A 13,124-nucleotide genomic window follows, 5' to 3' on the forward strand; every position below is an offset into this window, starting at 1 on the left:
TACGTACCCGAATGACGCGTACGTACCAGGTGGCGTCCATCCTGCCGCAGGCCGGGAGCCGGCGGAGCACTGAGGCCCTAAGCGGCCTTTGGTGTCTACGCTGGATGGTGATGTCGGGCAGTCGCCGTCGGTTCGAGCCGGCGGCCCTACGAGCCGAGGAAACCCGTGAGTGACACCCCATTCGGATTCGGCCTTCCGCCGGAGGAGCCGGAAAACGGCGACGAGGGCAAGAAGAAGGACCCCACCGGAGGTGGGCAGGGTTCGGGCGGGCCTGCGAACCCGTTCGGCATCGGGCCGGGCGCCGGCGGGGACAACCCGTTCGCAGCGATGTTCGGCACGATGAACCCGAACGACCTGGGAGCGGCCTTCCAGCAGCTCGGCCAGATGCTGAGCTACGAGGGCGGCCCCGTCAACTGGGACATGGCCAAGCAGATCGCCCGCCAGACGGTCTCGCAGGGCACTCCTGACGGCAGCAAGGACGCGAGCGTCGGCCCGTCGGACCAGTCGGCGGTCACCGAGGCGCTGCGCCTGGCGGATCTCTGGCTGGACGGCGTGACGTCGCTGCCCTCCGGTTCCGTCTCGACGGTGGCGTGGAGCCGCGCGGAGTGGGTCGAGGCGTCCCTTCCTGCCTGGCAGCAGCTGGTGGACCCGGTGGCCGAGCGGGTCGGGCTGGCCATGGGCGACGTCCTGCCCGAGGAGATGCAGGCCATGGCGGGCCCGCTGATCGGGATGATGCGTTCCATGGGCGGTGCCATGTTCGGTCAGCAGATCGGGCAGGCGGTCGGCGTGCTCGCCGGCGAAGTCGTCGGTTCGACGGACATCGGCCTTCCTCTGGCCCCGGCCGGCAAGGCCGCGCTGCTCCCGCTGAACATCGAGCGGTTCGGTAAGGACCTGAGCGTCGCGCAGGACGAGGTGCGGCTGTATCTCGCGCTGCGTGAGGCCGCCCACCAGCGGCTCTTCGCCCACGTTCCGTGGCTGCGCTCGCACCTGTTCGGTGCGGTCGAGGCCTATGCGCGCGGCATCAAGGTCGACACCAGCAAGCTCGAGGACGTCGTCGGCCAGTTCGACCCGACGCAGCCCGAGCAGCTGCAGGACGCGCTCCAGCAGGGCATGTTCCAGCCGGAGGACACTCCTGAGCAGAAGGCCTCGCTCGCCCGCCTGGAGACAGCGCTCGCCCTTGTCGAGGGCTGGGTGGACGCCGTGGTGCACGAGGCCGCGAAGTCCCGGCTGACCTCGGCGGACGCGTTGCGCGAGACGATGCGCAGGCGCCGTGCGTCCGGCGGTCCCGCCGAGCAGACCTTCGCCACCCTCATCGGCCTCCAGCTGCGTCCGCGCCGGCTGCGGGACGCTTCAAGGCTGTGGGCCTCGCTCACGGACGCCCGGGGCGTCGACGGCCGTGACGGCCTGTGGGAGCACCCGGACATGCTGCCGACGGCCCAGGACCTGGACGACCCGGACGGGTTCGTCCACCACGAGCAGCTGGACTTCTCCGAGCTGGACAAGATGCTCGGCGAGGCCGCGAAGGGCCCGCAGAAGCCCGCGGCCGAGGACTCGGACGACTCCAGGAGCGAGGACTCGAAGAGCGACGACTCGAAGAGCGACGGCAAGGACGACACCGACAAGTGAGCCTGCACGACGACGCCGTTCTCGTACTCAAGGGCTACGACACGGACCAGGAGGACCAGAGCGAGCTGCGCCAGACGTACCTGGACCATCTGGCCGGGCACCCGGACGGCATGTGGAAGGCCTGCGGGGCCGGGCATCTGACGGCCAGCGCACTGGTGATCGATCCGGAGCGGGGCCGGGTTCTGCTGACGCTGCACAGGAAGCTGCAGATGTGGCTCCAGATGGGCGGCCACTGCGAGCCGCAGGACCCCAACCTGGCCTCCGCGGCTCTGCGTGAGGCCACGGAGGAGTCCGGGATAGCGGGACTCACCCTGCTGCCCGGCGGACCGGTCCGGCTGGACCGGCACCCCATCCCGGCGCCCTGTCACTGGCACCTCGACGTCCAGTACGCGGCTACGGCTCCCGCCGGAGCGACGGAACAGATCAGCGAGGAATCCCTCGATCTGCGCTGGTTCCCCTACGACGAGGTGGCCGGGGTGGCGGACGCCTCGGTCGTACGGCTGATGGAACGGACCCGGGCGCGACTGGAGCAGGGCCAGTAGCCCTGCGCGGGCACAGGTAAGGGGCGGCCTGCAATAGGCCGCCCCTTACCTGTGCCGGATCCGGGTGACTCAGTTCCAGGCGTTGTTCTGGTTCTGGCTGTGGGCGCCGTGCTGTCCCACGCCGAACTGGGCGGCCGCGCCCTGGCCGATCTGAGCGTTCTGCGGAGGCAGCACCTCACTCGGCTGGACGAGCGCGAAGCCCTGGCCCAGGAAGCTGAGCTCCCAGCCCTCCCCGGTGTTGCCGCGGCGCCGGAAAACGCCGGAGGAGTGCGTCTGCGCCTGCATCTGCACCCTCAGTCCACTCGACCAGGCAACGATCGCGTCGGCGTCGGCATTCACGTACTTGTCGGGCGTGACCTGCATCATCAGCGGCTGGCCCGAGGTCATCAGCGCGACCTTGCCGGTGCCGGAGATGTTGAGCTGGTACTTGCCCGTGCCCGAGATCCCGTACTGGCTGTCCACCGCGATGACCTCGGTGTGCAGCGACGAGTCGAGGGCGAGGACGTACGCGCTGTCGACCGTCATGCCCTCGTGGTCGACGTCGACCACGTGGATGTACTGGGCGAGGTTGGCCAGATAGACCGTTCCCTGGCCCGAGCAGCGCATCAGGTCGAGGCCCTCGCCCGTGTTCCTGCGGGCGTTGCGCTGTCCCTGCGACTGGTACTCGCCGTCGAATTCCATGAGCCCCTGATAGGCGACCATGGCTCCCTTGCGGGCGAGGACGTCGTCATGACCGGTCAGCGAGACCCGCAGGAGCTGCGGGTTCTGGACGGTGTACCGGTCCTGCGACTGCTGTTCGGTGTGACTGAAAAGCGGACTCTGCATGATGTGTTCTCCCCCCGCTCAGTTCCGGATCCGCAGGCGGTCGGTGCTGTCCTCGCTCGGCTGGACGACGACGATGCCCTGACCCGAGAAGGCCATCTGGTAGGCCTCTCCGCTGCCCCGCCCGATGAGCGAGCTCGCCTTGAAGCTCCGCTTGCCCTTGACCTTCAGGTTCGGGGACCACGCGACTAGCGCGTCGGGGTCGACGTACGTCTCGTCCTCGCCCCGGCCGCAGTCGACGACGATCGGCGTGCCGCGCGAGGTGATCGCAACCCATCCGGTGCCTTGGACGCAGACGTTCCACAGGCCCTGGCCGGCGAACTTGGCCAGGCCCTTGACCCGCTCCACACCCCAGGTGAGGTGGCCGTCGAAGGCGAGGAGATTGGTGCCGTTGACCGACAGCGAGTCGTTGTTGAGATTGATGACGACCACATCGGCGCCGTAGTCGGCGAGGTACAGCAGCCCGTCACCGGCGCACTTCATCAGGGGCGCGCCCTCGCCGGTGATCCACTGCGAGGCGATCTGGCGGACGGCGGGCGGGTTGGGCTCGTACTGGATGAAGCCCTCGTAGGCCACCATCGAGCCGGTACGTGCGTAGAGGTCCTGCCCGGAGGCCATGGCGACCTTGAGCATCGTGCGGCCGTGGTTCTCCATCCGGGCCGTGACGGGGGTCGGGGCGAAGCCCGCGAGTTGCTGATTCATGACGGGCTCCCTCAGACCTCGTAGGGCTGGACGACGATGAAGTTCCCGGGGGCTCCCCGGAACTGGAGGTTCACGGTCTCCCCGCTGTGGCCCGGATACGCGTTGCGGCGCAGTCGGACCTGGCTGGAGATGATCACCTGGGACGCCGCCGACCAGGCCACGACCGCGTTGCAGTCGGCGAACGTGGTCGGGGTGACCGGCAGGACGACCGGAACACCGTGGGTCTTGACGACGACGGTGCCCGTGCCCTGGAACTGCATGGTGAACAGGGCACCGCCGGGAATCCCGTGCCCTTCGATCCTGCGCACCTCGTACTGCAGCGACTCGTCGAAGGCGAGGACGCTCTCCGCCGAGACGCAGATGCCGTCACCCTGCAGCTCGATGGGGTGCAGGTGCGATCCCTCCTCGGCGAGGAAGACCTGTCCACGACCAGTACAGCGCATCAGCTGCATTTCCTGGCCGGTGGCGTTACCGACCATGCGGCCCGCGAACCCGGCGCCCTTGTAGCCGAAGTCGACCTTCCCCTGGTACATCACCATGCTGCCCTGACGGGCGAGCACAGGTGTTCCTCCCATGGTCAGGTCCACGCGCATGAGCTGCTGGTTCTGCGAGGTCCAGCGCTGCCCGGTGGCCGTCTCCTTGTACGGCTGCAGGGCTGCCTGCAGCCCTGCGCCGGCCTGCGGGACACCCTGGGGCACCATTCCCTGGGGCGCCCCGGGCTGCATGCCCGGAGGCTGCTGACCGAACGGGGCCGGAGGCTGCTGACCGAACGACGCGGCGGGCGGCTGCTGGCCGAACGGAGGGGCCGCCGGGGGCTGCTGGCCGTACGGCGGTGCTGCCGGGGGCTGCTGACCGTACGGCGGCGCGGCCTGGCCCGGGATCTGGCCGAACTGCGGCTGCTGGGGCGGCTGCCCGTACGGGGCCGGCGCCTGGGGTGCCAGGGGGGCCGCGATCGTCGGCGCGGTGTGCACCGGCTGCTGCGGCGCGGCGGGCGCCCCGAACGACGGTGCGGGCTGCGGGGCTTGGGGCGCTGCCGGGGCGCCGAAGGCGGGGGGCGCGGTGGCCTGGGCGGGTGGTGCGAACGACGGTGCCGCGCCCTGCGGCTGCGGTGCTGCCGGAGCTTCCTCGGCGACCTCGCCGCCGAAGTTCTTGAGCAGCGCGTCCAGTCCGCCGTCGAAGCCCTGGCCCACCGCGGCGAACCGCCAGACGTCCTTGAGGTAGAAGTCACCCAGCATGACCGCGCGCTCGGTGGTGAACTCCGAGCCGGTGAAGGCGTACTTCACCACTTCCTCGCCGCCGGCCACGATCCGGATGTATCCGGGGCCGACCTGCGACATCTGCCCCGCACCGTCGAGAGTCGCGGTGAACGAAAGCTTGTGGATGTTCGCCGGAATGCGGTCGAGGGTGACGCGGAAGGACTCGGTGTCGCCGGCCTGGGCGCCGAGCAGCTGAATGGACTCCTCGGGTGATTTCGGCTGGTTGAAGAAGATGAAATACCGGTCGTCCGAGAGCTGCTCATTGGCATCGAGACCGAAGCAGCTGATGTCGAACGTCAGGCCCGGGCCGGCGATCTGCACACCTACGTACAGATCCGTCCCTGGCGTGAGATCACTGATCTTGGCCTTGTGGCCGCGTTGGAATTCCCTGGCCATGCGTAACGACCGTCCCCCATCCCGAATGTAAATGCGTCGCGTCAGGCTAACCGCAAACCACGACATTGAGCTAAGTCGGTACAGACCCGGTACAGAATCACCGAACGTCACTCTTCACGTGCGGTGGGCAGATGCGGGAGCCGCTCGGCCGCCACCACACCTTCGAGGTAGCCACGCGCCCGCTCGGTCCGCGGATACGCCTCCAGCAGGCGCCAGAAGCGCGGACCGTGGCCGGGAACCAGGAGGTGGGCCAGTTCATGGAGGAGTACGTAGTCCACGACGTACTCCGGCATGCCCTGCAGCCGGTGCGAGAGGCGGATGCTGCCCTCGGCCGGGGTGCAGGAGCCCCAGCGGGTGTTCTGATTGGTCACCCATCGCACCGAGGCGGGGCGCGCCCGGCCCTCGAAGTACTGGGCGGAGAGCCCTTCGGCACGTTCGGCGAGCTCGCTGTCGCCGATCACCCGCTTGCTCTCCTGGGCGGCGAGCTTGTCGAGCATCACGCCGACCCAGCGCTGTTCCTCCGCCTCGGACATCCGGGCGGGGATGAGAACGATCGTGCGGTCACCCTCGCGGTACGCGGAGACCGTTCTGCTGCGCCGGGCGCTTCTGCGGACCTCGACCGCACTCGTCACCGATGCGGCGGGCTGGCGGGCGGCCGCGCTGCGCTGGTGGCGTCCGGCGCTGCGCACGGGGGTCTCCCCGGCGAGGCCGGGTGAAGAGTCGGCGGACACGCCATGACGTTACCCGCTGTCGGCGCGGGAAGTCCTGCCTCCCGGACGGTTCGGCGTTGATCCACTTCTCGGCGTGCACCATTTGAACGACTAATACCCCAGCCTGTGGATAACTTTCCGCACGTTTCGCCACCGCGTTGCATTCTGGCAACGGATCCCGACGCCGGCCGATACCGACCGGTGCAGCCCGACACCGACCGGGGAGAAGTCATGCATCCGATGTTGAAACCTGCGCTGCGCCGGGCCTGGCGCGGACGGAACACCGTGCAATTCGGTGTGACGCCCGCGCATGCTGTGACGCTGGGTCCGATGGATATCGCTACCGGGAGTTTCCTCGAACTGCTCGACGGAACACGCGGACTCCCACTCCTGCGCGAAGAAGCCGAAGCGCTCGATCTGTCGGACCGTCATGTGGACATCCTGGTATCACGCCTGACGGAGGCGGGGCTGCTCGACGACGTGAGTGCGGGCGGTCCGGAAGCCGATGCATTACGCCGGCGGGCCGAGACCGTGGAGCGGCAGCGTCCCGATGCCGCGTCACTCTCGGTCGTCCATCCGGAACCCGGGAGCGGGCTGCGCAGGCTCGCGGCCCGGCGCGCGATGCGGGTCCAGGTACGGGGCGCGGGCAGGGTCGGCGCTTCGATCGCCGCGGTGCTGTCCGGGGCCGGAGTGGGCCGGGTCGAGGTGCTCGACGGTGGCCGCGCCGAGCCGTGGGACATCGCGCCCGGCGGTCTTCCGGCGGCGGCCGTCGGGGAGCGCCGGGATTCCGCGGCCCGGCAGTTGGTCCGCCGGTCCGCGGCCGGCGGACCTCCCCGTCAGGCGGAGACAGCGGGCGCTCCGGCGAGCGGCGAGCCCGCCCTGTCCTTGATCGTGGTGGCCCCGCGGGACGGCCTCTCGGTCTACGCCCCCGATCCGGATACCGCCGCACCGTGGATCGCCTCGGGTACGCCGCATCTCTACGCGGGAGTGATCGAGGCCACCGGGGTGGTCGGTCCGCTGGTGCTGCCGGGCGGCACCGGCTGTGCGGGCTGCCTGGCGCTGCGCCGTGCGGAGCAGGACCCGCAGTGGCCGCGGATGCTGGCGCAGTGGAGGTCCGGGCGGCGCAGCACGGTGCCGGCCTGCGATCTGGGGCTGGCGACGGCGGTGGCCGGTCTCGCGGCAGCCCATGCGCTGTCCTTTCTCGACGGGGAGCTGCCGGCCGTCACCGGTGCCCGCTGGGAGGCCGCGCTTCCTCTGCTGGAGTGGCGGGCCGAACGGATGGGTGCGCACCTCGACTGCTCCTGTGGTGCCGCCGGGCAGACTGAGGGGGAGCTCACCTCCGCGGCCGGCGCCGCACAGGACACAATGGCGGGGTGACCGCCGCCGACGGAGCAGGGCCGAAACACTCACGCGGCACGGCAGTCTGGGACTTGGAGGGGCACATGTCTGATCTTCCCCGGAAGGCGGTCACCCGTACCGCGAAGCTGGCCGCGCTGCCGCTCGGCTTCGCCGGGCGTGCCACGTGGGGCCTGGGCAAGCGGATAGGCGGTAAGTCCGCGGAGATCGTTGCCCGCGAGGTCCAACAGCGCACGGCGGATCAACTCTTCAAGGTCCTCGGCGAGTTGAAGGGCGGTGCGATGAAGCTCGGGCAGGCGCTGTCCGTCTTCGAGTCGGCGCTGCCCGAGGATGTCGCAGGCCCGTACAGGGCGGCACTGACCAAACTTCAGGAGGCCGCCCCGCCCATGCCGACCCGCACCGTCCACGGGGTGCTGGCCGAGCGGCTCGGTGAGGACTGGCGGGAGCTGTTCCTCGAATTCGAGGACCGGCCGTCTGCCGCCGCGTCGATCGGGCAGGTCCATCGCGCCGTGTGGCACGACGGACGCGATGTGGCCGTGAAGGTGCAGTACCCGGGCGCGGGTGAGGCACTGCTCTCGGATCTCACCCAGCTCAGCCGCTTCGCGAGGCTGCTCGGCCCGCTGATTCCCGGGATGGACATCAAGCCGCTCATCACGGAACTGCGGGACCGGGTCTCGGAGGAGCTGGACTACGCGCTGGAGGCTCAGGCCCAGCAGGAGCACGCGGCGGAGTTCGAGGACGACCCCGATGTGGTGGTCCCCGGAGTGGTGCACCAGTCCGAGCAGGTTCTTGTGACCGAGTGGATGGACGGCATCCCTCTGTCGGAAGTGATCGCCGATGGCACGCCGGACCAGAGGAACCGGGCCGGTCAGCTGCTCGCGCGCTTCCTGTTCTCGGGGCCGGCACGCACCGGTCTTCTCCACGCCGACCCCCATCCGGGGAACTTCCGGCTGCTGCCTCCACTGGGCGCGGACGCCGAGGACGAGGTCACCGAGAACGAGGTCGCCGATGCAGGCAGCACCGGCGGAGATGCCGGCCGGTGGAGGCTGGGGGTCCTGGACTTCGGAACGGTGGACCGGCTTCCGGGCGGACTGCCGCGGACCATCGGCGACTCGCTGCGGATGACGCTGGACGGTGATGCCGAGGCCGTGTACCGGATGCTCCGTGAGGAGGGGTTCGTCAAGGACTCGATCGAACTCGCGCCGGACGCCGTGCTCGACTATCTCCTGCCGATCATCGAACCGGCGCAGGTGGACGAGTTCACCTTCACCCGCTCCTGGCTGCGCAGTCAGGCCGCCCGCATCGCCGACCCGCGCTCCCCCGCCCACCAGCTGGGCAAGCAGCTGAACCTTCCGCCGTCCTATCTGCTGATACACCGCGTCACGCTGAGCACCATCGGCGTGTTGTGCCAGCTCGGTGCCACGGTGCGTCTGCGGGACGAACTGGAGTCCTGGCTGCCGGGGTTCCTCCTGGAGCACGAGCCTGTTCGGGACAGCGAGGACGATCGGAACAGCGAGGACGATCAGGTGAGCGAGGACGATCGGGAGGGCGCGTACGGGCAGGAGGGCGCAGCGGTCGAGGCCCGAAGCCTTTCCTGACGGCTGCGCGGCCTTCCCGTCACCACCAGTCGGAGTCCAGCCGGCCCTCGATCGACCGGATATGGGTGCGGGAACAGTCCTCGCAGAAGTACTGGCGTCTGCCGTTCTCCACGGAGCAGATCCAGGTCAGGGGTGCCGTGTCGCCGTCGGCGACGACGCCGCAGCGGGCACATGACACCTGCCCGGCACCCGGCCGCGCCGGGTGATCAGTCTCCTCGTCCACCTCGCGACGATATCCCCGTCGGCCCGGCGGGCTCGGCACAACGCACCGCGGGGCCGGCCTGTTCGGACCGGCCCCGCGGAAGGGGTGGGGTGGCTGCGCGAGGGGCAGAGCGGTTGCCCCGTCAGCCTGCCGCCGTCGCGCGGCGGCCACATCGTGCTGCTGGCGGCGCTGTTAGTGCATGACCGCCATGGCGAGCGCACGGCGGGCGCGCATCGAGGCACGCTCCGCCCGGCGCTGCATCCGCCGGGCGGCCACCAGGCGCACTGCCTGGCGATCCACCTCGGCTTCCCTCAGGCGGTCGTGCATATGCGCACGGGCCAGGGCTTCTGGGATGAGTTGCATTTCGCGGGTCCTGTTCTGACGCGAGTCGTTCGCGCCGATGATGGTGACGTCCGGGGTCGCGGAGCCGACGGGCTCCTTCGTGGGGGTGATCATTGGTGCCTGATTTCGGGGGTCATGGGTCTGGGGACGGTCGATGGTTCCGATGCGCTTTGTTCGTGTGGGGGACATGACCCCCAGGCCGGCGGTCACGCCGCGACCGGGTTCTTGCGCGGACGGCCACGCGGACGCTTGCGGGCGACGACGACGCCCTGGACGAAGAGCTCGCCACCCCAGACGCCCCACGGCTCGCGACGCTCCATGGCGCCGGCGAGGCAGGCCTCGACGAGCGGACAGGTCCGGCAGAGGGACTTGGCGTACTCGACGTCGGCAGGCGTCTCGGCGAAGAAGACCTCCGGGTCGTACGAACGGCAGGGGACGGGTACGCCGAGGTTCTCGATGGCGTCGTCGAGCGCGGTGAGCGCGGTGAGCGGGGTCAAGGTGGAGTCCTCCGTGAGGCCGGGCGGGGAGATCGTGTCGGAAGGCGGTACGGACGGGGCGTGCGTCTCGGTTTGCACGGTGGTGTTGTCCTCGTCTGGTCGTGCCGGCCTGTTGGCCGGTTGGCGGCTGGTACCAGGTCCTGCTGTCCCGAGGCTCCTTCGTCTCGTCTCATCCGTTCGGACAAAACAAAAGGGCCGCGGATCCCGAGTGGGGTTCCGCGGCCCTGAAGGCGCCGGCCTGATGCTGGATCAGGCTGGATCACTCCAGGGTTCAGGCCCACGGAAGGCCCACATCGTGTGGTGCTGTGTCGTCTGCTTCTTGGCTCCGGCACCGACGGCCGCAAAGGCATAGGCGCGAGCCTGTCCCTTCGCTACTGCTGCTGCCGGTGCCTCGGTCGGTCGCTCATTGCGCTCCCGAACGGGCAGGCTCGCCAGGGACAGCGGGCTGCCGACGGAGACGCCGGACACACCGGTGGCACGAAGCGAAAGTTCCGAAGAGCAGGCGAGGCCGAGCGAGCAGGCGGAGGCGACCGACGGATCGGTCATTTTGACGGTGTTGATAATGCTGATCACAGGAATCGCCTCCTCTCGGCGTCTCAGGGGACCGGCCGGGGCCGGTCCTGCGTATTCGGATAAGTACAGCACGGAATCAGGGCTTCAGAGAAGTCGCTGTTCCCGTGGTTAAGAACCTATGGTGATGACTGCTGCGGGCGCAAACTATTTTTTCGACGAGTTTTCCTCACACGTCGTCATCGCCCGCTCCTGGCTCCGGTTCCAGCGTCCGACCTGCACAGATGTCGAGCACATCGGCTCCGAAGCGGGTCAGCTTCCGGTTGCCGACACCGGCGATGACCACCAGCTCGCCCTCGGTGTCGGGCACCCTCTCGGCGATCGCCATCAGCGTCTTGTCGGTGAACACGCAGTACGCGGGCTGGCCGATCTCCTTCGCCCGGTCCGCACGCCACTGCCTCAGCCGCTCGTACAGCCCCTCGTCCATGTCCGACGGGCAGTCCTCGCAGCGCATCAGCTTCATCTCGCCGGCTTCGGTGAGGGTCTTGCCGCAGACCCGGCACAACACCGGCCCGCGGCGCCTGGGCCGGGCCGCAGAGCCGGAACCGACGCTGCCCGTGCCCGTGGCCGAACCGCGGTCGATGCCTCCGCCGCCGCCTGCGCCGCCCCGTGTGCCGAAGGCGGTCGAGCCGGGCCGCAGCCCGTTCAGGAAGCGGGTCGGCCGACGGCCGCCGCGACCGCCGGGCGAGCGGGACAGGGCCCAGGACAGCGAGAGGTGGAAGCGGGCCCGGGTGACACCGACGTACAGCAGCCGGCGTTCCTCCTCGACCTGCTCATCGGTCTTGGCGTAGGCGATCGGCATCATGCCCTCGGTGAGCCCGACCAGGAAGGCCGCGTCCCACTCCAGCCCCTTCGCCGAGTGCAGCGAGGCCAGCGTGACGCCCTGGACCGTGGGGGCGTGCTGGGCGGCGGCCCGTTCGTCGAGCTCCGCCACGAGGTCGGAGAGCGTCGCTCCCGGCTTGGCCTGTTCGAAGTCCTCGGCCAGACGCACCAGAGCGGCCAGAGACTCCCAGCGGTCCCGGACCGCACCCGAGCCGTTGGGCGGCTTGGAGGTCCACCCCTTGGTGGAGAGCACGGCCCGCACCTCGGAGGGCAGCCCCTCGGCTCCGTCGAGCAAGGAGTCGTTGCCCCCGGCGCGGGCGGCGCCGCGCAGGGCGACGCCCGCCTCCCGCACCTCCGCGCGGTCGAAGAAGCGCTCCGCGCCGCGCAGCTGGTAGGGCACACCGGCGTCGGCGAGGGCCTGCTCGTAGACCTCGGACTGGGAATTGACCCGGTACAGCACGGCGATCTCCCCGGCCGGGACGCCTGCGGCGATCAGGTCACGGATCCGCCGGGCGGTGCCCTCGGCCTCCGCGGGCTCGTCGGCATACTCCGTGTAGGAGGGCTCGGGGCCCTTCTCGCGCTGCGAGACCAGCTCCAGCCGGTGCTCTGCCGCCCTGCCGCTGGCCTGGCTCAGCAGTCCGTTGGCCAGATGGACGACCTGCGGGGTGGAGCGGTAGTCCCGCACCAGCTTGACCACCGTCGCGTTCGGGTGGCGGGTGCGGAAGTTCAGCAGGTGGTCGGGGGTCGCCCCGGTGAAGGAGTAGATCGTCTGGCTGGCGTCACCGACGACGCACAGGTTGTCCCGGTCGCCGAGCCAGAGGTCGAGGAGCCGCTGCTGGAGCGGGCTGACGTCCTGGTACTCGTCGACGACGAAGTGCTGGTACTGGGTGCGCACGTGCTCGGCGATGTCGTGCCGGTCCTGAAGGATGCCGACGGTGAGAAGCAGCACATCCTCGAAGTCGATCACCGAGCGGTCGCGCTTGAGCTGCTCGTACATCGCGTAGATCTGTGACAGCTCGGCAGGATCACGCGGGGCGTCGCGCTGGGTCTTGGCGACCGCGGCCGGGTAGTCGGCGGGCACGGTCTGGGTGACCTTGGCCCACTCGATCTCGCTCGTCGTGTCGCGCAGCTCATTACGGTCGAGCCGGACGCCGCAGCGGGCCGCCGCCTCGGCGACGAGCTGGACCTTGCGCTCCACCAGCCGCGGCAGCGCACCACCGACTGCTTTCGGCCAGAAGTACTGGAGCTGGCGCAGGGCGGCGGAGTGGAACGTCCGCGCCTGCACACCGGTCGCGCCGAGCTGGCGGAGCCTGCCCCGCATCTCGCCGGCGGCGCGGTTGGTGAAGGTGACGGCGAGCACGGTCGTCGGCTGGAGAATCCCGGCCCGGACCCCGTAGGCGATGCGATGCGTGATGGCTCGCGTCTTCCCCGTACCGGCTCCGGCCAGCACGCACACGGGTCCGGCGAGGGCCAGCGCGACCTCGCGCTGCTCCGGGTCGAGCCCGTCGAGCACGGCGTCCGCGGACTCGGGAACCTGCGGGAAAAGGGTGGAATGCGTTGCTGCTGTCACCCCGCCATGCTGCCAGGTCGCAGGGGGCCGGTGCGGAAGTTGTCCACAGGGGGTGCCGTTTGTCGTACTGATACGGGTGCGGTCGCGGGAATGGCGGCCGGGTCCCGTACGTT

General features: G+C 69.8%; 13 protein-coding genes. 4 read left to right on the forward strand and 9 right to left on the reverse strand.

The annotated features are described in order from the left end of the window. Positions 1 to 165: 165 nt before the first annotated feature. Positions 166 to 1,626 carry a zinc-dependent metalloprotease gene (locus tag ACFQ6X_RS28855; RefSeq protein WP_383185631.1) on the forward strand — a complete coding sequence of 487 codons (1,461 nt, stop codon included), beginning with the start codon at positions 166 to 168 and terminating at the stop codon, positions 1,624 to 1,626. Continuing rightward, a complete protein-coding gene (locus ACFQ6X_RS28860; protein ID WP_383185632.1) occupies positions 1,623 to 2,168 on the forward strand; it encodes an NUDIX hydrolase in 546 nt (181 codons plus the stop codon). Before ACFQ6X_RS28855 ends, ACFQ6X_RS28860 begins: the two co-directional genes overlap by 4 nt. A 69-nt stretch (positions 2,169 to 2,237) precedes the next feature. Here ACFQ6X_RS28860 and ACFQ6X_RS28865 read toward each other — a convergent pair whose 3' ends face one another. The 4 genes from ACFQ6X_RS28865 to ACFQ6X_RS28880 all read right to left on the reverse strand — a co-directional run bounded on the left by ACFQ6X_RS28865 (position 2,238) and on the right by ACFQ6X_RS28880 (position 6,075). Beyond that, on the reverse strand, positions 2,238 to 2,993 hold the full coding sequence (locus ACFQ6X_RS28865) for an AIM24 family protein (protein WP_383185634.1): 756 nt from the start codon (positions 2,991 to 2,993) through the stop codon (positions 2,238 to 2,240). An 18-nt stretch (positions 2,994 to 3,011) separates the two neighbouring features. Beyond that, positions 3,012 to 3,692: an AIM24 family protein gene (locus ACFQ6X_RS28870; protein WP_329207599.1), complete on the reverse strand. Its 681-nt coding sequence runs from the start codon at positions 3,690 to 3,692 to the stop codon at positions 3,012 to 3,014. An 11-nt stretch (positions 3,693 to 3,703) separates the two neighbouring features. Continuing rightward, on the reverse strand, positions 3,704 to 5,344 hold the full coding sequence (locus tag ACFQ6X_RS28875; RefSeq protein ID WP_383185636.1) for a TerD family protein: 1,641 nt from the start codon (positions 5,342 to 5,344) through the stop codon (positions 3,704 to 3,706). 107 nt (positions 5,345 to 5,451) lie between these two features. After that, positions 5,452 to 6,075, reverse strand: coding sequence for a M48 family metallopeptidase (locus ACFQ6X_RS28880; protein WP_383185637.1), 624 nt, complete (start codon positions 6,073 to 6,075; stop codon positions 5,452 to 5,454). A gap of 210 nt (positions 6,076 to 6,285) precedes the next feature. Here ACFQ6X_RS28880 and ACFQ6X_RS28885 point away from each other — a divergent pair, with 210 nt between their 5' ends. Beyond that, positions 6,286 to 7,431 carry a ThiF family adenylyltransferase gene (locus ACFQ6X_RS28885; RefSeq protein ID WP_383185639.1) on the forward strand — a complete coding sequence of 382 codons (1,146 nt, stop codon included), beginning with the start codon at positions 6,286 to 6,288 and terminating at the stop codon, positions 7,429 to 7,431. 65 nt (positions 7,432 to 7,496) lie between these two features. Then, positions 7,497 to 9,008: an ABC1 kinase family protein gene (locus ACFQ6X_RS28890; protein ID WP_383185641.1), complete on the forward strand. Its 1,512-nt coding sequence runs from the start codon at positions 7,497 to 7,499 to the stop codon at positions 9,006 to 9,008. 19 nt (positions 9,009 to 9,027) lie between these two features. Here the strand turns inward: ACFQ6X_RS28890 and ACFQ6X_RS28895 are convergent, their stop codons facing one another. The 5 genes from ACFQ6X_RS28895 to ACFQ6X_RS28915 all read right to left on the reverse strand — a co-directional run bounded on the left by ACFQ6X_RS28895 (position 9,028) and on the right by ACFQ6X_RS28915 (position 13,011). Continuing rightward, positions 9,028 to 9,231 carry a hypothetical protein gene (locus ACFQ6X_RS28895; RefSeq protein WP_383185643.1) on the reverse strand — a complete coding sequence of 68 codons (204 nt, stop codon included), beginning with the start codon at positions 9,229 to 9,231 and terminating at the stop codon, positions 9,028 to 9,030. 171 nt (positions 9,232 to 9,402) lie between these two features. Next, positions 9,403 to 9,762, reverse strand: coding sequence for a hypothetical protein (locus ACFQ6X_RS28900; protein ID WP_351167946.1), 360 nt, complete (start codon positions 9,760 to 9,762; stop codon positions 9,403 to 9,405). After that, positions 9,759 to 10,127 (reverse strand): WhiB family transcriptional regulator, encoded by a 369-nt coding sequence (locus tag ACFQ6X_RS28905; protein ID WP_383185645.1) that lies wholly within the window; start codon positions 10,125 to 10,127, stop codon positions 9,759 to 9,761. The genes ACFQ6X_RS28900 and ACFQ6X_RS28905 overlap by 4 nt, the downstream gene beginning before the upstream one ends. A 171-nt stretch (positions 10,128 to 10,298) precedes the next feature. Further along, positions 10,299 to 10,622 (reverse strand): hypothetical protein, encoded by a 324-nt coding sequence (locus ACFQ6X_RS28910; protein ID WP_383185646.1) that lies wholly within the window; start codon positions 10,620 to 10,622, stop codon positions 10,299 to 10,301. Positions 10,623 to 10,788: 166 nt separating this feature from the next. Further along, positions 10,789 to 13,011, reverse strand: coding sequence for an ATP-dependent DNA helicase UvrD2 (locus ACFQ6X_RS28915; RefSeq protein ID WP_383185648.1), 2,223 nt, complete (start codon positions 13,009 to 13,011; stop codon positions 10,789 to 10,791). Positions 13,012 to 13,124: the final 113 nt, after the last annotated feature.

Origin of the sequence: Streptomyces sp. NPDC056452 (genome assembly GCF_042796085.1) — a bacterium.
In the GTDB taxonomy this organism is placed as follows: domain Bacteria; phylum Actinomycetota; class Actinomycetes; order Streptomycetales; family Streptomycetaceae; genus Streptomyces.